This window comes from Pseudidiomarina taiwanensis (assembly GCF_003987435.1).
GTDB lineage: Bacteria > Pseudomonadota > Gammaproteobacteria > Enterobacterales > Alteromonadaceae > Pseudidiomarina > Pseudidiomarina taiwanensis.
Genome location: NZ_PIQG01000001.1, coordinates 390,327 through 411,148, shown reverse-complemented (window position 1 = coordinate 411,148; position 20,822 = coordinate 390,327). Strand labels below are relative to the sequence as shown.

At 49.7% G+C, this 20,822-nt stretch carries 20 protein-coding genes; 6 read left to right on the top strand and 14 right to left on the bottom strand.

Annotated features, from left to right (window positions below; translation table 11 throughout):
• Positions 1 to 3 precede the first annotated feature (3 nt).
• The 3 genes from CWI83_RS01925 to CWI83_RS01915 are packed head-to-tail and all read left to right on the top strand — an operon-like array spanning position 4 to position 2,399.
• Entirely contained in the window at positions 4 to 1,185 is a 1,182-nt protein-coding gene (locus tag CWI83_RS01925; RefSeq protein ID WP_126824972.1) for a class I SAM-dependent rRNA methyltransferase, read from the top strand.
• A gap of 2 nt (positions 1,186 to 1,187) precedes the next feature.
• Entirely contained in the window at positions 1,188 to 1,559 is a 372-nt protein-coding gene (locus CWI83_RS01920) for a histidine triad nucleotide-binding protein (protein WP_126824970.1), read from the top strand.
• 12 nt (positions 1,560 to 1,571) lie between these two features.
• Positions 1,572 to 2,399: a sterol desaturase family protein gene (locus tag CWI83_RS01915; RefSeq protein WP_126824967.1), complete on the top strand. Its 828-nt coding sequence runs from the start codon at positions 1,572 to 1,574 to the stop codon at positions 2,397 to 2,399.
• Here CWI83_RS01915 and CWI83_RS01910 read toward each other — a convergent pair.
• The 6 genes from CWI83_RS01910 to CWI83_RS01885 are packed head-to-tail and all read right to left on the bottom strand — an operon-like array spanning position 2,383 to position 10,886.
• The gene (locus tag CWI83_RS01910) at positions 2,383 to 2,997 is read right to left on the bottom strand and encodes a CDP-alcohol phosphatidyltransferase family protein (RefSeq protein WP_126824964.1); all 615 of its coding nucleotides are present in this window, start codon (positions 2,995 to 2,997) and stop codon (positions 2,383 to 2,385) included. The genes CWI83_RS01915 and CWI83_RS01910 overlap by 17 nt on opposite strands.
• Positions 2,990 to 3,640, bottom strand: coding sequence for an ATP-binding cassette domain-containing protein (locus CWI83_RS01905; RefSeq protein ID WP_126824961.1), 651 nt, complete (start codon positions 3,638 to 3,640; stop codon positions 2,990 to 2,992). Before CWI83_RS01905 ends, CWI83_RS01910 begins: the two co-directional genes overlap by 8 nt.
• Positions 3,637 to 5,241 carry an ABC transporter permease family protein gene (locus CWI83_RS01900; protein WP_126824959.1) on the bottom strand — a complete coding sequence of 535 codons (1,605 nt, stop codon included), beginning with the start codon at positions 5,239 to 5,241 and terminating at the stop codon, positions 3,637 to 3,639. Before CWI83_RS01900 ends, CWI83_RS01905 begins: the two co-directional genes overlap by 4 nt.
• On the bottom strand, positions 5,220 to 6,362 hold the full coding sequence (locus CWI83_RS01895) for an ABC transporter substrate-binding protein (protein WP_241969860.1): 1,143 nt from the start codon (positions 6,360 to 6,362) through the stop codon (positions 5,220 to 5,222). The genes CWI83_RS01900 and CWI83_RS01895 overlap by 22 nt, the downstream gene beginning before the upstream one ends.
• Positions 6,362 to 8,524, bottom strand: coding sequence for an FAD-dependent oxidoreductase (locus tag CWI83_RS01890; protein WP_126824953.1), 2,163 nt, complete (start codon positions 8,522 to 8,524; stop codon positions 6,362 to 6,364). The genes CWI83_RS01895 and CWI83_RS01890 overlap by 1 nt, the downstream gene beginning before the upstream one ends.
• A 16-nt stretch (positions 8,525 to 8,540) precedes the next feature.
• Positions 8,541 to 10,886, bottom strand: coding sequence for a TonB-dependent receptor (locus CWI83_RS01885; protein WP_157980350.1), 2,346 nt, complete (start codon positions 10,884 to 10,886; stop codon positions 8,541 to 8,543).
• A 149-nt stretch (positions 10,887 to 11,035) separates the two neighbouring features.
• Between CWI83_RS01885 and CWI83_RS01880 the strand changes: the two genes are divergently transcribed.
• Positions 11,036 to 11,782 carry a DUF1499 domain-containing protein gene (locus CWI83_RS01880; RefSeq protein ID WP_126824950.1) on the top strand — a complete coding sequence of 249 codons (747 nt, stop codon included), beginning with the start codon at positions 11,036 to 11,038 and terminating at the stop codon, positions 11,780 to 11,782.
• Positions 11,779 to 12,897 (top strand): peptide-methionine (R)-S-oxide reductase MsrB, encoded by a 1,119-nt coding sequence (gene msrB / locus CWI83_RS01875; RefSeq protein ID WP_126824947.1) that lies wholly within the window; start codon positions 11,779 to 11,781, stop codon positions 12,895 to 12,897. The genes CWI83_RS01880 and msrB overlap by 4 nt, the downstream gene beginning before the upstream one ends.
• A gap of 18 nt (positions 12,898 to 12,915) precedes the next feature.
• On the opposite strand, the gene ggt is transcribed toward msrB, so the two are convergent.
• Entirely contained in the window at positions 12,916 to 14,712 is a 1,797-nt protein-coding gene (gene ggt / locus CWI83_RS01870) for a gamma-glutamyltransferase (RefSeq protein WP_126824944.1), read from the bottom strand.
• Between the two features lie 43 nt (positions 14,713 to 14,755).
• On the opposite strand from ggt, the gene CWI83_RS01865 reads away from it, so the two are divergent.
• Positions 14,756 to 15,331 carry a rhomboid family intramembrane serine protease gene (locus CWI83_RS01865; protein ID WP_126824941.1) on the top strand — a complete coding sequence of 192 codons (576 nt, stop codon included), beginning with the start codon at positions 14,756 to 14,758 and terminating at the stop codon, positions 15,329 to 15,331.
• Positions 15,332 to 15,350: 19 nt separating this feature from the next.
• Here CWI83_RS01865 and CWI83_RS01860 read toward each other — a convergent pair whose 3' ends face one another.
• From CWI83_RS01860 to cmk, 7 genes are all read right to left on the bottom strand, one after another.
• On the bottom strand, positions 15,351 to 15,668 hold the full coding sequence (locus tag CWI83_RS01860) for a ComEA family DNA-binding protein (RefSeq protein WP_241969848.1): 318 nt from the start codon (positions 15,666 to 15,668) through the stop codon (positions 15,351 to 15,353).
• 86 nt (positions 15,669 to 15,754) lie between these two features.
• Complete coding sequence (gene pyrF, locus CWI83_RS01855; RefSeq protein ID WP_126824938.1) at positions 15,755 to 16,450, bottom strand: orotidine-5'-phosphate decarboxylase; 696 nt, start codon at positions 16,448 to 16,450, stop codon at positions 15,755 to 15,757.
• Positions 16,451 to 17,608 (bottom strand): lipopolysaccharide assembly protein LapB, encoded by a 1,158-nt coding sequence (gene lapB / locus CWI83_RS01850; RefSeq protein WP_126824935.1) that lies wholly within the window; start codon positions 17,606 to 17,608, stop codon positions 16,451 to 16,453.
• Entirely contained in the window at positions 17,609 to 17,869 is a 261-nt protein-coding gene (locus CWI83_RS01845) for a lipopolysaccharide assembly protein LapA domain-containing protein (RefSeq protein ID WP_126824932.1), read from the bottom strand.
• 91 nt (positions 17,870 to 17,960) lie between these two features.
• Entirely contained in the window at positions 17,961 to 18,242 is a 282-nt protein-coding gene (gene ihfB / locus CWI83_RS01840; protein ID WP_126824929.1) for an integration host factor subunit beta, read from the bottom strand.
• A 67-nt stretch (positions 18,243 to 18,309) separates the two neighbouring features.
• Positions 18,310 to 19,986 carry a 30S ribosomal protein S1 gene (gene rpsA / locus CWI83_RS01835; protein ID WP_126824925.1) on the bottom strand — a complete coding sequence of 559 codons (1,677 nt, stop codon included), beginning with the start codon at positions 19,984 to 19,986 and terminating at the stop codon, positions 18,310 to 18,312.
• Positions 19,987 to 20,093: 107 nt separating this feature from the next.
• On the bottom strand, positions 20,094 to 20,795 hold the full coding sequence (gene cmk, locus CWI83_RS01830) for a (d)CMP kinase (RefSeq protein WP_126824923.1): 702 nt from the start codon (positions 20,793 to 20,795) through the stop codon (positions 20,094 to 20,096).
• Positions 20,796 to 20,822 lie beyond the last annotated feature (27 nt).

Here is a 20,822-nt window from a genome sequence, read left to right as displayed (position 1 = left end):
CTCGTGGCCACCATTCATCTTCATGAAGGCAAAGATAAATCCTTGCGCCGCCAACACCCTTGGGTGTTTTGTGGCGCGATTGCTCGGGTAAAAGGCCAACCAGAACCAGGTGAGACCGTCGCGGTGCACGCGGCCAACGGCGATTGGCTTGGCTTTGGGGCCTGGTCACCCACATCACAAATCCGCGTAAGGATGTGGAGCTTTAGCCAACGGGATGTCATCGATCCGCAATTTTTTAAACAACAGATCGCAGCCGCAATTGAGTACCGTCAAAACTTGCAGATTAATAGTGATGCAGTGCGGCTGGTGGCAGCTGAAGCCGATAACCTACCGGGCATTACTATTGATCGCTACGCCGACTGGGTGGTGGTTCAATTATTAAGCCGCGGTGCCGATTACTGGCGCGACAGTATCATTGAAGCGCTGCGTGAATTACTCCCAGAGTGTTCGATTTACGAGCGTTCAGATGTCGACGTGCGCAAAAAAGAAGGCCTAGCGCCGCTTTGCCAGTTACATTACCAAGCTCCGACTGCCAGTCCACTCGCGGCCTTGTGGATCACCGAAAATGGACTGCAACTGCAAGTTGATATTGAGCACGGCCATAAAACGGGCTATTACCTTGATCAACGTGACAGTCGCGCCGCGGTACAGAAATACGTCAAAGGTAAACGCGTCCTAAATGCCTTTAGTTACACCGGCGGCTTTGGTTTATATGCAAGTGCCGCTGGAGCGCGAGAGGTCATTAACCTTGATGTGTCACAACCTTCGCTCGCAATCGCTGCCAGCAACCACGAGCGCAATCAACTCAGTGCGCCTGATAACCGTCAAATCGATGTGTTTGAGGCGTTACGCGAGTTCCATGCCCGTGGCGAGCGGTTCGATGTGATTATCCTCGACCCACCCAAGTTCGTCGATAGCAAAGCCAACCTCAATCGTGCCTGTCGCGGTTATAAAGACATTAATCGGTTAGCTGCTATGTTACTGGCAAAAGACGGCACCCTGCTGACCTTCTCTTGTTCAGGTCTGTTAAGCGCCGATTTATTCCAGAAGGTTGTGGCGGATGCAGCGCTTGACGCCAAACGCCCTTTAAAAATTGTCGAGCGACTTTATCAGGGGGCCGATCATCCTGTACAGTTAAACTTCCCTGAGTCCTTGTACTTAAAAGGTTTAGTGTTGCGAGGTTAAACATGACTACCGAAACGTTGTTTACCAAAATCATAAATCGCGAAATCCCAGCCGATATTGTTTATGAAGATGAGCAAGCCTTGGCATTTCGCGACATTCATCCGCAAGCGCCTTTTCATGTGCTGATCATTCCGAAAAAGCCTATTGCAACGATTAACGATATCAGTGCCGACGATGCTCCGTTAGTGGGTCATTTATACTTAGTTGCGAAACAGCTTGCCGCCGAGCATGGCTTCGCTGAGTCAGGCTATCGGGTGGTGATGAACTGTAATCAAGATGGCGGTCAGTCGGTGTATCACATTCACCTGCATATGCTCGCTGGCGTAACCATGGGCTGGCCACCGTTCGCTAATCATCAGCCAAAGCAACTGTAGACAGGCAAGACCATGCCAACTGAGCCTTTTGCTTATGAAGTTTGGTTGCGACTCGGTGCCTTCGGGCTGATGTTGCTGCTGATGCTCAGTTGGGAGCAGCTCGCCCCGAAGCGTCAGGCTAAAATTTCAAAATGGCGACGTTGGCGTGCCAACTTTGGTTTGGTTGTGGTTAACACCTTAGTGTTGCGACTGCTTATCCCTGCGGGTGCCGTTGGCGCTGCGGCTTATGCTCAGCAACATCAATTCGGGCTATTCAATAGTTTCCAACTAAACCAAGCCTTGCCTGGGTTAGCCATCGTTATCGCGGTTATCTGCCTTGACGCTATCATTTATTGGCAACATCGACTTTTTCACCGTATCCCCCTGCTTTGGCGTCTGCACCGTGTTCATCATGCGGATATCGACTTTGATGTCAGTACCGGCCTGCGTTTTCACCCACTTGAGATCATTATTTCAATGCTCATCAAGATAATCGCTGTACTGGCGCTTGGCATAAGTCCACTGGCAGTGATTATTTTTGAAGTGATTCTGAATGCCTCATCTATGTTCAATCACGGCAATGTCGCGCTGCCGCGCCGCATCGAACCATGGGTTCGTAAGCTTATCGTGACCCAAGATATGCATCGTATTCACCACTCGCGGGCGCAAGTTGAAACCGATAGTAACTTCGGCTTTAACCTATCTATTTGGGATCGTTTGTTCGGCAGTTATACCGCGCGTGCAGAAAAAGGCCCGGATGGGCTAGAAATCGGACTTGATGAATATCCAAGTGAAGCGAGCTCAACCCCCCTTTGGCAGCTCTTGAAGATTCCGTTTACCAAGCCTAAATCCGATCTTTAAGCGTTTGATAGCCTGCCCATAAACGGCTCAAAGCCGTTAGCCAACACAGCCCAGCAAAAACAAACGCAATCAGCGCAAAGTGTGCCGGCAGGATACACATCAAGCTAAAGGCCACGATGGTCTCACCTCCTTCGGTGATCCCACCCATATAATGCAATGATTTATTCGGGAATTTAGGATTATCGATACCGTGCTTTTCGGCTTGAATAGCAAACCCTAAAAAGGTAGCGGCGGTCCCCATAAAAGTCACCATCAAAAGCCCTGCAGCGATACTATTGGCATCGGGATCGGCCAGCAAAAATGCAAATGGGATGGCCGAATAAAAGATAAAATCGAGGCTGATATCAAGATAACCTCCCGCATCGCTGACCTCACTCAAGCGCGCCATCGCACCATCAAGCCCATCGGCAATCCGATTCAAAAGAATACCGAGTAAGCCGAGCCAATAGGCTTGTTGGCTAATTGCAACCGCAGCAGCTAGCCCAACGGCAAAACCAAGTAACGTCACTTGATTGGCGCTTAAACCGAGTTTTAAGCATGCTTTTGCGAGGCTCTGCAGCGGTTTTTGGACGCTTCGATGAAGCTGGGAGTCAAACATGGTAATCCTCAAGATTCAGTTGCTTGGCAGTGGCTGGAATATCACCGAGATCGTGCGTCACCATAATACAGGGAACCTCAGCTTGCTGTAACTGGGCAAAAGTCCAATCTCGAATTTTGCTGCGCAGGCGCGGATCAAGCGCTGCAAAGGGCTCATCTAGCAACATCAGAAGTGGCTCAGCAATTAATGCGCGCAATAAGCCAATCCGCGCTGCTTGCCCACCGCTTAGTTGCGCAGGTGCAGCATTAGCGAACTCAGCCATTTCAATTTGACTGAGGCGCTCAAGTAGATAGGCCTGCTGTTCTGCTGGCTTTTTACGACGCCAGCGATGCGGCAGTGCAAAACGCAAATTATCGAGTACCGAGAGGTGCTCAAACAACAGCACATCTTGCATCAGCAGACCGATTCGGCGCGCTTGAATGCTTTTGTCATTAATCGGTTCACCGTTCAAATAAACCTCATCGCGACAACTAACGTGCGTTTGTTTATCACCAAGCAACCAATGCAGTAGCGACGATTTACCTGCCCCACTGCCCCCCATGAGCACCAAGCAATCTGAGCCCGTTAGTTCGATTGGCGGTAGCCGATACTCACGCATCCCCAGCTGAATCGCCAATTGTTGCCAAGCAAATTTGGTGATCATGACTGCGTATCCCCCTTTACCGTTTGCAATGATAAAGCAATAAACGACACCAAAGTTAACACCAGTCCAATCGTCACAACTTCAGGCCGTATTCCGCCACTTGCCAAACTTACAAACTCAGTGGTGAGCGTTTGCACTCGCCCTGCCGCCGTCATCTGTACTGGCAAATACTGGGCCAGCGCGATTACCGCAGCAAAACCAAAGCTAAAACCAATGACCCGCGCTAAGCTGCGCGCTTTTAATCGCCACCACGCCTGCCAATAGCTGTGACCTAAACTCTGTGCTACCACCAGAGTGCGCTGCGGATATAGTGCTTCAATCGGCGCATACACGATAAAAGTGTAAGCAATCGAAAATGGCAGATGGCACAGCACAATCCAAGCCCAATGAGGGGTATTACTGAAGAGAAAATAAGCGCTTTGCCAGCCTAACAGCAAAATGATCTGCGGCAGTAATAAAGGGAGCAACACCAGAGTTAACGAAACCTGTTTTTGATAATGCCGTTGTAATTCAGTTAACAGGACCACAGTAACGGTTGCGAGAACGCTGACCACTGCGGCGAGCAGGAATGAACTTAAAATAGTCGGAGCAAGATTCTGTACCGTTTGTAATACTTGCTGGAGCTCCCAACTGGCAGGCCACAGCTGCGGGAAAAACCAACCGCGCGCGCCGGTTAAAATCAGTAACTGGAATACTATCAGCACTAACAAGCACAGCAGCACCGTCAGCATCACTTGGGGTAGCCAAGCCGGTGGAAGCCCCAATACCCTGCTCCGGCTCAGCCCTCTTGCTGTTAACCAAAGAAAAACGCGCTCATGCAACACGACGATGCCAACGAGCAGTAAGCTCAAAGCCAACAGTAAAATACTCCCCCAGCGCGCATAGTCAGCCCGCTGTGGACCGAAATCCATAAACCATTGATACACTTGCACGGCGAATAGCGGTGGGCTTTGCGGCCCAAGTAATAAAGCCACATCAACGACACTGGCTGAATACACGGCCACGATAATCAGGGCCAAGCGAAGCTGTCGCACCACCGCCGGTACCACCACTAACCACCATATCTGGGCGTCGGTGCGCCCAAGCGCGCGACCTTGCACAAACCAATTGGCGACCGGGAGGCGCTTTAACGCGATCCCCGCAACTAGCCACAAAAACGGAAATTCTTTGAGCACCAAGACCAACCACAGGCTTATCAAGCTTTGCTGCTCGAATAAGGTGATAGATGGCTCAGTAGCGCCAAATACGCGCCATAACCAACCGGTCGGTGCCAGCAACCAAACTAAGCCAATCGCGACAACTAAGTGTGGCATCCCGATTAACACCCGTGCAAACCACGATTGTGAGCGCTGCAAAGTATGCGGCAAGGTCAATAGCACCAGTACGAAACTAATGAACACAGATATCAGTGCCGTTCCGAGACTCTGCCCGACCATACTCAACAAGCCCGGCACCTCAAAAAATGAGCTTAAGAGCTCCGCACCACGACCCAAAACCCGCCACAATCCATCACCAATGAGCAACAGTACGCCAAGCACGGGGAGCACTAAGCAGAACCCTACCCAGCTGGTTGCGACAATTATTGGTAACGAGCGAGCCACGTTTGCTCCAATCGTTCGACCCAATCCACGTGCAATTCTGGCGCAGTTGGAAACAGTTCTGTATTGGCGCCTGTGCGCGCCTGCTGCAACACAGATAAATCGGCCCAAGCAGAATCTCGCTTGGCCTGCTGTGCCTCGGGGCTAAGCAGGAAATTTAAACTGACCAAGGCGGCCGCAGGCACCGCAGTGCGCCGACTGATCGCGAGGTAATGATGATTGGTAATGGCACCGCCTGCTAAATAGGCCCGCGTAATTCCACGGGGCATCAAGCCTTGCTGCTGCAGTTGCGAAAGCTGCTGCGGACTGAAGCTAAGCGCCATATCCAGCTGTTGATTCGCCAGCATATTTAAGGTTTGCGCTTGGCTTGCCGGAAACTCCTCACCCGCCCGCCAAAGCAAGGGGTGCAGCTCATCAAGGTAGCCCCATAGCAGGGGCAATAACGCTTGCTCAGCTGCGTTTGTTGGCGCCTCCAATAAACGCGGGTCACCTGCGCTCAATGACCAGATTAAATTTTTCAGCCAGGTTGAGCCGTGAAATTCGGGCGGCTTTGGATAACTGATGCGACCGGGGTGCTTTTTTGCATAACGCAGTAATTGCTGCGGACTAAGCTCAGCTGTAGTGACATTGACTTCGTTCAGCACCTGTTCTCTGACTAACAATTGAAACTGGCCTACGCCCCATGGTAATTCGTAGCCATCAGTTGCGACGCCAAAATCTCGCTGCCATTCATCTGCGGGAGCCAGTAACGAACGATTGGGAACTTTCTTATCAAGCTCTGCAAGCAATTGCTGCTGGCGTTTTAGAAAGTGAAAATTCTCACCGTTAATCCATAGTAGGTCCACTGCCGACGGCTCGGCTTGGTTTTCATTAACCAAACGTTGCGCCGACTCGGCAATATCCGCAACTTTGACATGTACTAAGCGAATATCATATTGCCGCGCCAATTCAGCTGCGACCCATTGCAGATAATCATTAACTTCTTGTTGACCGCCCCAAGCATGAAAATACACCGTCTGCCCGCGCGCCTCCGCAAGGGTTGCTTGCCAATCTTGTGCTGCGTAAGCAATCGAGCAAAACCAGCCGCTCAGCAGCAGGCTAAGTGCCAGCAACCATTGCCGCATCACTTACGTCTCCAACGATGCAAGCGCTCGAGCCACTTTAACGCGGCTTGCGGGGCATGCGCCCGTTTCCAATTTCCTGCCACGTATTTGTTCGCCTCGGGCAAGCTTGGGTACAAATGAATCGTCCCTAAAATATCATTGAGACCGTGGTTGAATTTCATCGCGGTTACAAACTCGCTAATTAACGCCGAAGCGTGCGCACCGACTATGGTCGCCCCGAGGATCTTATCCTTGCCTGGGACCGTCAGCACTTTTACTTTGCCGTAGGCGATATCATCCGTAATGGCGCGGTCAACTTCGCTCATATCGTGCTCAGTGACCTCATAGGCAATCCCTTGCGCTTGCGCTTCTTTCTCAGTCAAGCCGACAGTCGCAATCTCAGGGGCAGTAAAGGTTGCCCATGGGATCACTCGATAATCGGCTTTAAATTTCTTGGCAAAACCAAATAGCGCATTAACCGCTGCATACCAAGCCTGATGACTGGCAGTGTGGGTAAATTGATACGGGCCAGCCACATCACCAACCGCAAAAATATTGGGGTAATTGGTGCGTAAAAACGCATCTGTCGAAATCGTTGAATCGATTTGTACCCCTAGCTCTTCCAAACCAAACCCACTCGTTCGTGGCTTCCGCCCCACTGCGACCAAAACCGAGTCGACTTGATGCAAAGCCGTGCTGCCATCAGCATGCTCAACCTCGATCGTAATGCTCTCGCCGCCATCTTCAGTGGGGGTCACTTCAGTGCGGATTACTCGGGCACCGAGTTGAATCTCAACCCCATCTTGCTCAAGTTGCTGCTGCACCAATTGCGCCATATCAGCATCTTCTTTACCCAAGATCTGCTCGGCTTGGTCAAACAGCACGACTTTGCTACCGAGCCGCGTAAAAGCTTGGGCAAATTCACAGCCAATCGGTCCTGCCCCCAAAATCGCAAGGGTCTCAGGCTGGTGTTGCAAAGACCAAATCGTCTCAGAGGTTAAAAATGGGGTGTCCTGCAAGCCCGGAATAGGCGGAATTAGCGGACTCGCACCCGTTGCGACAATAATCGAACGAGCGCTACGGGTGGTGATGAGTTCACCACTCTGGTCATACACCTCAACCTGCCACGGAGAGACGAGCTTGGCATAACCTTGAATGACATTCACCCCTAGGCCTTGATAGCGCTCAACCGAATCATTCGGTTCAATCCGTGCGATGGTTGCCTTCACTTTGGCCATCACCCGCTTAAAATCGACCTGAACCGAGCCTGAATTAATCCCCACGGCTTGCAGTCGCTTGATACTGTGCGCGCCGTGCGCAGCATGTAACAAGGCTTTTGATGGGACACAGCCGGTATTGAGACAATCGCCACCCATTTCGCTGGCTTCGATTAAGGTAACTTTAGCTTTTACCGCCGCGGCAATATAGGCACTGACCAAGCCACCAGCCCCAGCGCCAATCACGATCACATTGTCATCATATTGCCGGGGACGCGTCCAACCGCGATACACCTGCTTGCGTTTCATTACGCTAACGAACCATTTCGCGACGAGTGGAAAAATGCCCAAGAGCGCGAAACTCGCGAGTAAACCGGGTGACACGATACCACTGATACTCTCTAATTGAGCAAGCTGTGTGCCAGCATTGACGTAGACCGCAGTGCCGGCAAGCATGCCAATTTGACTGACCCAATAATAGGTCCGCAATGGCATCCGAGTTAACCCCATCAAGAGGTTAATCAAGAAAAACGGAAAAATCGGTACCAAGCGTAAGGTGAATAAATACCAAGCGCCATCTTTTTGCACACCGGCATTGAGCGTTTTCAAACGCTGCTCAAAACGGCGCTCTAAGTTATCTCGAAGCACAAAGCGTGCACTTAAAAACGCCAAACTGGCACCTATGCTTGAGGCAAATGAAGCCAGGATGAGGCCATTCACAAAACCGAAGATAGCCCCAGCACCAAGGGTGAGAATAATCGCCCCTGGGATCGATACTGCAGTCGCGATGACATAGCCAATAAAGTACAGCGCAAATACCGCTAGGGTATGACTTTGATAGAAATCGTTTAGTACTTCACGCTGTGCCTTAAGTTCTGCCAAGGTTAAATACTGACCCAAATCAAATTGATAAAAGGCCGCTAGAATCAGCACGATAACTGCAATAATCGAAACTTTCTTGAGCATCTTCTCGTGTCTCTAGTTAAAACGAATAACGATAACTGACTTCAACATGGCGCGGGAGTTCCGGGAACACCAAAGTCGAGCCAAAGTAGCCCCCTTCAAATACCGGCGACCAATTTTCTTCATCGGTGACGTTAAACACATCAAAGCGGACCCGCGACTGTTCGCTGAGTTGCCAAATCGCATTGATATTCAGAGTAAACTGATCACGTATCCGAACAAGGTCGAGATAATCCAGTTTGTAATCACTGTTAAAGGTCAGATCGGCGCCCACTTGCCAAGCATCGTTTAGACGATAACCCGTTGCTAACGCCGCAGTGTGGTCCGGTAACCCCTGTACGCGCACATCCGCTGCTGGGAAGCTAGCAAAATTTGGCGCGCCTACTCCCGTCCCCGCGACAAGATCAGGCCGGTCTGTGGTAAAGGCATCATAAACCGAGCGCGAATCTTGAAACGCCGCTGAGTCATCAAAACGGGCATCAAGATAGCTATAGCTGAGACTCAGCCAAGCCTGCTCGGCCTGATAAAACCATTGACTCTCAAAGCCTCGGGCTTTAATGCCTGAATTTGATCCATCTCGATTCCGCAGGCTTCGCTTTTGGTTGTAGGCAACAAGGTCGAGGTACCAATTGCTATCAAGCGGCTGCCATTTATAGCCAAGTTCGATATTTTCGTTCTCGGTCGCAAAGTTAAGCGGATTGATCTGTTGATCCGCGCCAAGCACAGTGCCACCAGCAAGACTATTTGAGGTTGAGTCACTCTGCTGCCAGGTCACGTAAAGTGCCTGCCCTGCACTTGGTTCATAGCGAAGGCTCAGGTGTTTACCCCAAAGCCAGTCTGAATAGCTATCCTCGACCTGGTTGCCAGTGAGTTGTTGGGCAAAGGGATCAGCGGCGGTCACATCGTAGTAATCAGCGCGCAGGCCCAACTCGACTTGCCACTGCTCGGAGATTGGATAGTTATGTTGCGCAAACAGCCCCCACTGGTAACTGGTGGAATCAGTGGTATCGGATAAATTGAAGTCACCTGCGCCATCTTGGTTTAAATCATATTGCGTGCCGGGCGAGACAAACACACCTGGACGCAACTCAATTAATCGAGCTTGCTGCGCTGCAGTCAGTGGAATCCGACGATTTTCAATAGGACCCAGCAAATCAACCGGTAAATCGGCTTCCGTGGTAAATTGGCTAAAGCCGAGTACATCGTTGTAACGCAAGTTTGCGCCAAACCAAGTTACCCCACCATCTTGCCAAGCCTTGCGAAATTCTGAGCGGGTCTCAAAGGTGGTCGCACCATCAACGATTTCAACAAACGAGTTCTGCGCTATCTCTTCGCGCTGCAGATGCTGTAAATAGAAACGCTGACTAAAGTCGAGATCGGTCGCGATGCGCCAATCAAGTAACCCGTAGATAAGATAGGTCTGAGCGTTGTTGATATCTTCAGGATCGGTATAAACACGTGAACGAGGAATATCTACAAGCGCTTCTGGTGTAACCAGACTAAAGGCCCCTGGCACGTTCGAACCATTTGCTTGGCGGCCCTGGCCTGTTACGTACAAACCGTCATCGATGAGCGCCTGGGTCGGTCGGTTAATTCCAGCATTATCGGTCCAGTCAACTTGATAAAACTCAGCATGTAAATCTAAGCGGACGTCAGGATTAAATTGATGTGCATAAGCAAGATAAAGGCTATCACTTTCATATTCGGTGAAATCATAGAAGCTATCTTCGCGAACAACTTCAGCGCTGATGCGAAGTGCTGAGCTATCGGCATTCAGCACACTATTGTAGTCAAATTGCCCTTGGTATTGCTGCCAGCTGCCGACGCTCAAATTTACTTCGCCTTGCTGCTGGCTCAAATTGGCCCGCTTCGGTTGCAGTTGTAAGTAGCCCCCGGTACGCTGAGTCGAACCGTACATGACTGGAGCCATTCCACGAACCACGGCAATTTCATCCACGCCATTAAACGACATTGGAATCCCCAGTCCATTATTGCCACCTTGGCGGCGCATCCCGAGCTGAAAGAGTTCGCCTAGTTGACCTCGAATAGTCGGTAAACTTGGTGCACCAAAACCCGCCGCAGCATAGGTATTGGGCGCCACTTTTTGTACATCGTGCATGTCATCGATCGCCAGTGCCTCGCGCAACGCTTTCGAAATTGCGGTCACCGCCCGATTACTGTCAAACATCGAGCTTGCATCACCAAAACCGCTATCGACCGGGGTCTCATTCGGCAGGGTAAGCGCTGCATTGCGCTCACCGCGCACTTCGATAATCTCAATTTCGTTTTGCTCTGTTTGTTCTGGCGTGACGGGCTCTTGCGCAGCAGCAAGTGCTGCGGCCGTGATATAGGCGCTTAACAACATAACTTCTCCTACTGAATAATCTGTTCAGTCTATACGACAAATCCGCAACAATGTTCACTTTGTGACGAAAATAAGGCGTTTCGCGATAAGATGATCTAGGCTTAGCGCTGATGCGTACCATGAAACATGTCTAATTAAGGTGAATTATAATGATTAAAAAACTCTCATCTCTGCTTGCTTTGTTGGCAGTAATTGCCATTCTCGCTCTCGCTCTTGCCGGCCCGCTTTATCAAGCGCAAACCCTTGGCTTACGTGAAGCCTTTACGGTGTTACGCTATGCTGCGATTGGTGGCGGAATCATCGCAATTATTGGTCTGCTTATTTTATTGTACTCCGTCACCCTTGGGCGCCAGGCCAATTTAGGTAAAGGTGCACCTGTATTGGCCATTGTACTGGGGGCGATCACCTTTATCTTGCCCTATCAGCAATACGCAACAGCAACTAGTCCGAATATTCCACGGATCCACGACATCAGCACAGATACGGAAAACCCGCCAGAATTTGTTGCGGTTGCTCCGCTTCGTGCAGATGCGCCGAACCCGGTTGAATACGCGGGTGCTGAGACTGCGGCTTTGCAATTACAACACTACCCTGACATCACCACTTACGAGACGTCAGCAAGCGTTACTGAGATTGTCGCTGCGGCCGAGCAAGTGGCAACAGCAATGGGCTGGGAAATCGTTGCCAGTGTTCCTGCTGCCGGCCGCTTTGAAGCCACCGATACCACCTTTTGGTTTGGTTTTAAGGATGATGTGGTGCTGCGCGCTATCACCGAAGATGGCATGACTCGCGTCGATGTTCGCAGCAAATCACGGGTAGGAATGAGCGATGTCGGTGTCAACGCGCAACGCATCCGCGCCTTTATTGTGTCACTTGATGAGGCCTTAAAGTCATGAAAAAAATCGCCATCGGCTTTATCCTCGTCTACTTCTTAGCTGGAGCCGTCTTGCCAGCGCAGGCGCGCGATACCGATGGCTTAAGTCGAGCCACCTTTGCCGGAGGCTGCTTCTGGTGCGTCGAAAAAGCATTCGAAGAAGTCCCAGGGGTGAGCGAAGTAATATCAGGCTATACCGGTGGCAGTGAGGCGAATCCGCGCTACGAACAAGTTGCGCGTGGTCTCACCGGCCACACAGAAGCGGTTGAAGTCTATTATGACCCGTCTATCGTTAGTTACACCGGGCTATTACAAGCGCTTTGGCGGATGATGGACCCGACCGACATTGACGGCCAATTCGTTGACCGTGGCAAACAATACCGGCCCGGGATTTTCTATCACAATAGCGAACAAAAACGTCTTGCCGAACAAGCTGTAGCAACGCTCAAGCAAGCGCGTCGCTATTCAGAGCCTGTAGTCATTCCTATCGAGCCTGCTCAGCGCTTTTGGCCGGCCGAAGAGTACCATCAGGATTACTATAAAAAGAATCCTGTGCGCTATCAGATCTACACTTATAACTCTGGCCGTTTTCAATTCACCGAGGCGGTTTGGGGCGATGATTACGAAGTCGACTATACTCGCTTTAAGGACACTGTTATGGAGACTGAGCCTACACCAACTGCTGCGTGGCAATCTTTTCGCAAACCCACCGATGAAGAATTACAGGAGCGTCTAACCCCATTGCAATATGCGGTCACGCAAAAGAATAAAACCGAGCGCGCGTTCAGTAATGAATATAACGATGAAAAGCGCCCTGGTATTTATGTTGATGTGGTCAGTGGCGAGCCGCTATTCTCATCTGCAGATAAGTACGATTCCGGTTCAGGTTGGCCCGCGTTTACCCAACCCATTCAAGCTGAAATGGTAACCGAACATACCGATCGGAGCTGGTTTATGACCCGCACTGAAGTTCGCAGTAAAATCGCCGACTCCCATTTAGGTCATGTCTTTACCGATGGACCTGCACCCACTGGTTTACGCTATTGCATCAACTCAGCTGCAATGGAGTTTATTCCTTTGAGCGAAATGGAAGCGCGAGGTTATGGCGATTTTATCAAGTACGTCACTCAGCCTTAACCTCGCTCTGCGCTCGCCTTAACCGCCAGCTACCGCGCCTTCGCGGCGTGGATCGGCGCCTCCTTCAAGCTTGCCATCTGGACGCAAACTAATTCCATGCAGTCCGCTATTCAGATCACGCACCTCCACCTCATGGCCACGCGCCTCAAGCTCAGCTTTAAGCTCTTCGGCCACTGTGCCCTGCTCTAACGCCGTGCGGGTGTTGCGATTGGTAATTCTTGGCATATCGATAGCTGTTTGAACATCTTGCTGCCAGTCCATTAATCCGATCAAACTTAACGCCACATAGTTGATGATTCGCGAGCCACCGGGCGAGCCAATCACATGCTGCAAGCGCGAACCATCGCGACTAAATACCATAGTTGGCGACATTGAGCTGCGTGGACGCTTACCTGCCTCAACCCGATTCGCGACCAATTTCTCGTCTACCACAGGAATCACACTAAAATCGGTCAGTTGGTTATTCAGCAAAAAACCTGCAGCCATCACTGTGCTACCAAAACCCATTTCAATACTGGTGGTCATTGCCACTGCATTACCGTATTGGTCGACAATCGAGAAATGGCTGGTATTCGGAAATTCTGGTGACTGATCATCTGCACGCACATAAGCAGTAAACTCACCGGCTGCCGCTTTACCCATGTCAGTCTCACTAATAAGACCTGCGCGCTCAGCTAAATAGCCTTTATCAAGCATATTCTGGATGGGCACATCAATAAAATCTTGGTCGGCTAAATAGCGGTTGCGATCGGCAAATGCCAAGCGTGATGCCTGCGTGAACAAATGCACAAATTCACTCGAATTAGGTTCAAGTTCGCTGATCTCGAACGATTCGAGAATGCCGAGAATTTGCAAAACAGTCACACCACCAGAGCTTGGCGGTCCCATGCCACAAACTTGATAAACCCGATAACCGTTACAAACTGGTTCGCGGAATTTGGCCTGGTAGTTGCTTAAATCAGCAAGCGATAATAGCCCTTGCGCGCGCGGATCCTCGCTGACCGCTTTGACGATTTCAGCGGCAATTTCACCCTGATAGAAAGCATCTGCCCCCTGCTCTGCAATCAACCGCAGAGTGTGTGCAAATTCAGGATTGCGTTTGATTGTACCCGCTGCTAACGGCTGGTCATTTGGATAAAAATAATCTTTGGCGGTTGGTGAAGTGCGTAAACCCGGGTTGATTTCTAGTTGCAATAATTGCGCTAATCGTTCGCCCACCACGAAGCCATTCTCAGCTTTTGCGATAGTATCGCTGAATAAATCCGCCCACGGCAGTTGCCCGAACTCTTGATGCGCCAATTCTAAACCACGAATTACTCCTGGTGCGCCAACACTGCGCCCACCTATAACTGCGCCCCAAAACGAGCTTGGTGGATTACCCTCGGCGTCATAAAACAGCTTCGGTGTAGCAGCTGCAGGCGCAGTCTCACGAGCATCAATGGTATAAAGTTTCTGCTCTGCTTGATCCCAATACAAGATAAACGCACCGCCGCCGATGCCTGAAGATTGCGGCTCGGTGAGCGTTAGCATGGCTTGTACCGCGACCGCCGCGTCGATTGCGGTCCCTCCAGCTGCCAAAATACGAGCGCCTGCCTCAGTTGCATCCGCCGTAGCTGCTGCAACCATATAGTTATCACGAACAACCTTCTGTTTTGCCACCACGGCCGTGGTCGCTTCAGGATCAGCGGCAACTTGTGCTGAGTCTTGCACCGCTGGTTGGCATCCAAGTAACAACAAAGAGATTGAACTAACAAGAAGAGATAAACGAAGCACAAAGCCCCCTTTACTGACGAAAACGAACAAGGATAAACTCATGCTATCATAGCTTTATGTTTATGCGTTAGGATGAAAAAGCCCCATGCCTAAAATAAAAAACCCGGTATTTTGGAATGCTGTTGCACTCGCCTTGGTCCTGCTCTGGCTTTATATTCAGTCAACTCTACAAGCTGACTTAGTGAATTATTTAAGTTTTGACCTGAGCCAAAACCGAGCTGAACCGTGGCGCTGGTTTAGTGCCCATTTCATCCATGAGTCATGGTTACATTTAGCCGGCAACATAGCTGCACTGCTGTTACTCACCGCCCTGTTTCAGCGTCATTTCACCCTTCGCTCCTATCTTAATGCAATTCTTATTATCGCCATCAGTGCTGCCGTGCTGTTGCAACTAATCGGGCGACCTGAGCAATTTATTGGTTTTTCAGCCATCAATCATGGCTTATTAGCGCTAGGTCTAGTGTTAGAGTGGCAAAACGAACAACGTCGTGCCAATTGGCTGATTATCCTTCCTGCACTCGGTTTAGTTGCAAAGCTCTTATTAGAGCTCGCTAATCTAGATCTAGCTCTGATTCATACCATGGGTGTGGTCGCTGGAGTTTTCGCCGCCTTGGTTCATCAGCGTAGCTTGAAGCAATTGGCAGACAGCGCTGAGCCCTAACACTCAGCGCTAATAGAGCCTACAAAATCATCCGCTCTTGGTTCAGCTCTAACATTCGCGGGCCAATTCCTTTCACCTGCAATAACTGTTTAATATCGCTAAAACCGCCGAGTTTCTCACGCAATTCAACGATAGCCTGGGCCCGTTTAAGCCCCACACCGGTGAGATTCAGCGCGAGTTCTTCCGCACTCGCTTGGTTTAAATTGACTTGATTCACTGCAACCGCAGCATTTGCTTGGGGGGCTAACGGCGCACTCAAAGCTGCTGTTGAGTTAACGCCTGCAACCATGACTAAACTGCTCATTGCCAATGGGATAAACCATGTTTTCCGTAACATTTTTATGCTCCTATTTCACTAACCCAATGTTAGTGAAATAAGCATAGCAAGTGTGGCGCTCGCACTCTTGTTGCAAGCGCTTAACTTTATGTCAGTGAAGCATAGATTTCGGCAAGTGCGCGGGCAGGATCTGGCGCTTGAGTGATGGGTCGACCAATCACCAATACTTCTATACCAAGTTGGCTTGCTTGAACTGGAGTCATCACCCGGCGCTGATCGCCAAGTGCAGCGCCTTGTGGTCGAATTCCGGGCGTAACCAGCATAAAGCCAGCCCCAAATTTTTGCTTTAACTGCTCTGCTTCATGCGCTGAACAGACCACTCCGTCCAATTGATTAGCGTAAGTAAGTTGGGCGAGACGCTCAACCTGCTCTGCGACTGTACCTTGCACGCCAACCTCAGCTAAATCGGCTTGTTCCATGCTAGTCAGCACCGTCACAGCAATTAAATAAGGCCGCTTTGGTAACCCCTCTAGTGCTTCGCGCGCGGCGGTTAACATACGCGAGCCACCACTGGCATGGACATTCACCATCCATACGCCAAGTTCAGCTGCCGCCCGCACCGCCTTTGCAACGGTCGTTGGGATATCATGAAATTTTAAATCTAAGAAAACGTCAAAACCCGCAGCAATAAACTCTTTAACGAGCTCAGCACCGCCGCGAGTGAACAGTTCTTTGCCGACTTTTAAACCACATTGCTCAGGGTTTAATTGCGCAACAAGTTCGCGCGCTGCATTACAGTCGGCATAATCTAGTGCCACAAAAATTCGTGATTGAGAGGTCATTTATTCTCCATCAAGTCCAATAATTGGCTTTATTTGTCCCCAGCTACGGCACGACGGACAATGCCAGTACAAGGTACTACCTGAAAAGCCACAATGACGACAACGGTACTTCGGGCGTTGCTGCATCTGTTGCTGCACCAAACGCTGTAACATTTTGAGACTATTGCGGGCTTTCCCAACATCGGCTGCACGAATATGAAAATCCATCAGTTGATGGAAGCCCTTCATGGTTGGATTGCGGATCAATGCACTTTGAACAAACTGCTCGGCCGCATCCACCCCATTCTCGCTGGCGATAATTTCCGACAACATAATCGCTGCAGAGGTCGAATGGGCGGTTTTCACACAATCATGTAAGTAATGAATCAAGCCCTGTTGGTCTTTCTCAGCATCAAAACAGGCTTTAATAAGTGGCAACGCTTCGGGCAGAAAATCAGGATCTTCGTCCTTTATCCCAGTTAAAATTTGGCGCGCCTTTTTAAACTTGCCTTCAGCAAACCATGCCTTACCGAGCGCAAGAGCGGCACGTACACAATCAGGGTCATGCTGGCGTGCTTTCAAATAGTATTTTTCACTGTACTGAGATTCTTCCTGCTTGCTCGCTAACTCGCAGTATAACTGGGCTACAGTACTCGAAATCGAACGATCAGTACGGGTAAGTTTGAGCGCAATTTTAATCGCTTTATCCCACTCGTGAGTGGCTTCGTACAGCTCCAATAAATGACGCTGACAGCGCTCTGCAAAGTACTTATCTGTCTGTAAGGCCAGCAGCATTTCTTCCGCCCGATCGTAAAGCCCAGCCGCAAGATAATCGAGACCTAGCTCAAACATTGCGCTACGCCGTTCTTGCTCGGTTATGGTCGGTCGAGAGGTAAGATTTTGGTGCACTTTAATGGCGCGGTCGAGTTCGCCCCGACGGCGAAATAACTTGCCTAAGGCCCAATGCGTTTCGAGTGTGTCTGAATCAACATTCAGCAGCTCAATAAAAAGGTCAACAGCTTTATCGGGTTGGTCAGAAAGCAGTAAATTCAGACCGGTCACATATTGTTTGGAAAATTGCTCCTGCTCTTTACGATCTTCGTTGCGAACACTATTGCGACCCATGAACCAACCATAGGCTGCAGCAATCGGTAACAACAGAAAGAGCAGTTCTAACATTTAAATATCCGTATTTTGCTGAACAGTCTGGCGTCTTAAACGGCGATTTTCACGGCGTAACAGAAGTTGCCGAGCTAGCATACTCAAGATTCCGAGTGCGAAACCGAGTACTAAGAAGCAAGCGGTCACCACAGCAACCGACAACTCAGCTTTAAAAAAGATAAAATCGACAGTTAACACACTCTTATTCAAAGCGCCAAAGCCAAGGGCAATCACGAATAGCAGTAATAGCGGTAAGCTGACAAATAGAAAGCGTAACATTTACGGCCCTTTATCCATAAAAAAACGGCATGTCATAACTATAACATGCCGTTTCCAATTACTCGACGAATTCAACTCGCCTCACTCAACCTTAAAGATTATCTACGCGTTCGCGAAGCTCTTTACCTGGTTTAAAGTGTGGCACGTATTTGCCATCCAATTCGACTTTAGCGCCGGTTTTTGGGTTGCGGCCAATACGTGGTGCCCGATAATGCAGGGAAAAACTACCAAACCCACGAATTTCAATGCGCTCACCAGTGGCAAGCTGTTGCACCATGTGTTCAATAAGTTCTTTGACCGCATCTTCGATCTGACGCGGAGAAAGTCCCGGATACAAGCCAGTTAATCGCTTCATTAACTCAGACTTCGTCATCGTTACTACCTCCTATTGTATGCGTCACGCGACCACTAGTCGGACACCTAAGTTAGTCTAATAGCTATTAGTCGTCGCTTTTCGCAGCTTTGAAAGCTTCTGCCATAGCGTTGCTGAAGTTATCTTCTTCTGCTTGCTTGTTGACAGATTCAATCGCTTCTTTCTCTTCAACTTCGTCTTTCGCACGAATTGAGAGGCTTAAGGTACGGCCCTTACGATCAACGCCCATGAAGCGCGCTTCAATCTCGTCACCTACGTTAAGGACGGTTGTTGCGTCTTCGATGCGATCACGTGAGATGTCCGCAACACGAACATACCCTTCAACGCTGTCAGCCAATTCGACTTTCGCACCTTTGGCATCAACTTCGATAACCTTACCAGTAACGATAGCACCTTTTTTGTTAGCTGCCAGATAATTGTTGAACGGATCTTCTTCAAGCTGCTTGATACCGAGCGAAATACGCTCGCGCTCTGCGTCGACTTGCAACACAACAGCGGTAACTTCTTCACCTTTCTTGAATTCACGAACGGCTTCTTCGCCTGTAGCATTCCAGCTGATATCAGACAAGTGAACCAAGCCATCGATACCGCCATCAAGACCGATGAAGATACCAAAGTCAGTGATTGACTTGATCTTGCCAGAAACTTTGTCGCCTTTGTTGAAGTTCTTCGCGAACTCTTCCCAAGGGTTCGGCTTACACTGTTTCAAGCCAAGTGAAATGCGACGACGCTCTTCGTCAATTTCAAGAACCATAACTTCAACCACGTCATCCAAGTTAACAACTTTAGATGGGTGAACGTTCTTATTGGTCCAATCCATTTCAGAAACGTGTACCAAACCTTCAACGCCTTCTTCGATTTCAACGAAGCAGCCGTAGTCGGTCAAGTTGGTGACACGACCTTGCAGACGGTGCCCTTCTGGGTAACGTGCTGCGATATCTGCCCATGGATCTTCGCCAAGCTGTTTCAAGCCGAGTGATACACGAGTGCGATCACGATCGAACTTCAATACTTTCACGTTGATTTCGTCACCAACGTTTACAACTTCGCTTGGATGCTTAACGCGTTTCCAGGCCATATCAGTGATGTGAAGAAGACCGTCGACACCGCCCAAATCAACGAAAGCACCGTAATCGGTAAGGTTCTTAACGATACCTTTAACTTCTTGGCCTTCTTGCAAGTTCTCAAGCAATTCGTCACGCTCTGCACTGTTCTCGGTTTCGATCACAGCACGACGTGAAACGACCACGTTGTTACGTTTCTGGTCAAGCTTGATAACTTTAAATTCAAGTTCTTTGTTTTCTAAGTGGGTTGTTTCGCGAACTGGGCGCACATCAACGAGTGAACCAGGCAAGAACGCACGAACACCACCAAGATCAACAGTGAAGCCACCTTTGACTTTACCACTGATGATACCGTTAACGGTTTCTTGATCTTCGTAAGCTTTTTCCAGCTGCAGCCAAGCTTCATGACGCTTCGCTTTTTCACGAGAAAGAATCGTTTCACCAAAACCGTCTTCAACAGCGTCAAGTGCAACATCAATTTGGTCACCGATGCTGATTTCGACTTCACCGTCGTTGTTGCGGAATTGTTCAACTGGGATAGCACTCTCAGATTTCAAACCTGCGTCGACTAATACGACATCACGGTTGATCGCTACGACAGTACCTTTAACGATTGAACCTGGGCGAGTTTCGACTTCTTTCAGGCTCTCTTCAAACAGCTGTGCAAAATTTTCTGACATATGAGTAGTTACTTCAGTTAAGACGTCCATCTAACAGTCCAGAGAGATGGGGTTGTTAAATTTGATTTATCGCATCCTTACAATAAATCCCCAAGCTGGTCGCTCGCTTACGAGTCAACCGTCTCAGTCTTTGAGAGCTTGCTACAAGCAAACTCTAAAATCTTATCCACTACTGCATCGATGCTCATTTCAGTCGAATCGATGTAGAGTGCATCATCGGCCGGAATCAAAGGAGCTACCGCTCGATTCATATCGCGTTCGTCACGCGCTTTGATTTCGGTTATTAATTCATCAATTTTAGCAGAGAAGCCTTTTTCGAGCAATTGTAAGTAGCGGCGCTGCGCCCGTTCTTCCGGGGATGCGGTCAAAAATACTTTCGCTGCCGCATCTTGAAACACCACAGTTCCCATGTCGCGCCCATCAGCAACCAATCCTGGCAACTCTTTAAATGCGCGTTGGCGGCGCAACAACGCTTCTCTGACGCGCGGTAGAGCCGCAATTTTCGATGCCATGCCACCGACTTGCTCAGTGCGAATGGTCATGGTCACATCTTCGCCTTCCAAAATGATATGGGTCAGCGCTTGCTCTTGCTCAACATCGAACTTAACGTCTAAGCTGCCTGCCAATGCCACCAAGCTTTCTTCGTCGTCGGCAGCAAAACCATGGTGTAACGCCGCTAATGCAAGCACTCGATAGATCGCGCCACTATCAAGCAAATGCCAGCCTAATTTCTCGGCCAAAATACGGCTAACAGTGCCTTTCCCTGCACCACTAGGCCCATCGATTGTGATAACCGGAGCAGTCGTCATAGCGTCCTCTCTGTAATTCGAGCGCCG

What these genes read in the sequence shown, in the direction of transcription:
- CWI83_RS01885 (WP_157980350.1), bottom strand. Translation starts at nt 10,886, where the DNA reads ATGTTGTTAAGCGCCTATATCACGGCCGCAGCACTTGCTGCTGCGCAA.
- pyrF (WP_126824938.1), bottom strand. Translation starts at nt 16,450, where the DNA reads ATGACCTCTCAATCACGAATTTTTGTGGCACTAGATTATGCCGACTGT.
- CWI83_RS01880 (WP_126824950.1), top strand. Translation starts at nt 11,036, where the DNA reads ATGATTAAAAAACTCTCATCTCTGCTTGCTTTGTTGGCAGTAATTGCC.
- cmk (WP_126824923.1), bottom strand. Translation starts at nt 20,795, where the DNA reads ATGACGACTGCTCCGGTTATCACAATCGATGGGCCTAGTGGTGCAGGG.
- CWI83_RS01920 (WP_126824970.1), top strand. Translation starts at nt 1,188, where the DNA reads ATGACTACCGAAACGTTGTTTACCAAAATCATAAATCGCGAAATCCCA.
- CWI83_RS01895 (WP_241969860.1), bottom strand. Translation starts at nt 6,362, where the DNA reads ATGCGGCAATGGTTGCTGGCACTTAGCCTGCTGCTGAGCGGCTGGTTT.
- msrB (WP_126824947.1), top strand. Translation starts at nt 11,779, where the DNA reads ATGAAAAAAATCGCCATCGGCTTTATCCTCGTCTACTTCTTAGCTGGA.
- CWI83_RS01915 (WP_126824967.1), top strand. Translation starts at nt 1,572, where the DNA reads ATGCCAACTGAGCCTTTTGCTTATGAAGTTTGGTTGCGACTCGGTGCC.
- CWI83_RS01860 (WP_241969848.1), bottom strand. Translation starts at nt 15,668, where the DNA reads ATGTTACGGAAAACATGGTTTATCCCATTGGCAATGAGCAGTTTAGTC.
- CWI83_RS01845 (WP_126824932.1), bottom strand. Translation starts at nt 17,869, where the DNA reads ATGTTACGCTTTCTATTTGTCAGCTTACCGCTATTACTGCTATTCGTG.
- ggt (WP_126824944.1), bottom strand. Translation starts at nt 14,712, where the DNA reads ATGAGTTTATCCTTGTTCGTTTTCGTCAGTAAAGGGGGCTTTGTGCTT.
- ihfB (WP_126824929.1), bottom strand. Translation starts at nt 18,242, where the DNA reads ATGACGAAGTCTGAGTTAATGAAGCGATTAACTGGCTTGTATCCGGGA.
- CWI83_RS01905 (WP_126824961.1), bottom strand. Translation starts at nt 3,640, where the DNA reads ATGATCACCAAATTTGCTTGGCAACAATTGGCGATTCAGCTGGGGATG.
- CWI83_RS01910 (WP_126824964.1), bottom strand. Translation starts at nt 2,997, where the DNA reads ATGTTTGACTCCCAGCTTCATCGAAGCGTCCAAAAACCGCTGCAGAGC.
- lapB (WP_126824935.1), bottom strand. Translation starts at nt 17,608, where the DNA reads ATGTTAGAACTGCTCTTTCTGTTGTTACCGATTGCTGCAGCCTATGGT.
- rpsA (WP_126824925.1), bottom strand. Translation starts at nt 19,986, where the DNA reads ATGTCAGAAAATTTTGCACAGCTGTTTGAAGAGAGCCTGAAAGAAGTC.
- CWI83_RS01865 (WP_126824941.1), top strand. Translation starts at nt 14,756, where the DNA reads ATGCCTAAAATAAAAAACCCGGTATTTTGGAATGCTGTTGCACTCGCC.
- CWI83_RS01890 (WP_126824953.1), bottom strand. Translation starts at nt 8,524, where the DNA reads ATGCTCAAGAAAGTTTCGATTATTGCAGTTATCGTGCTGATTCTAGCG.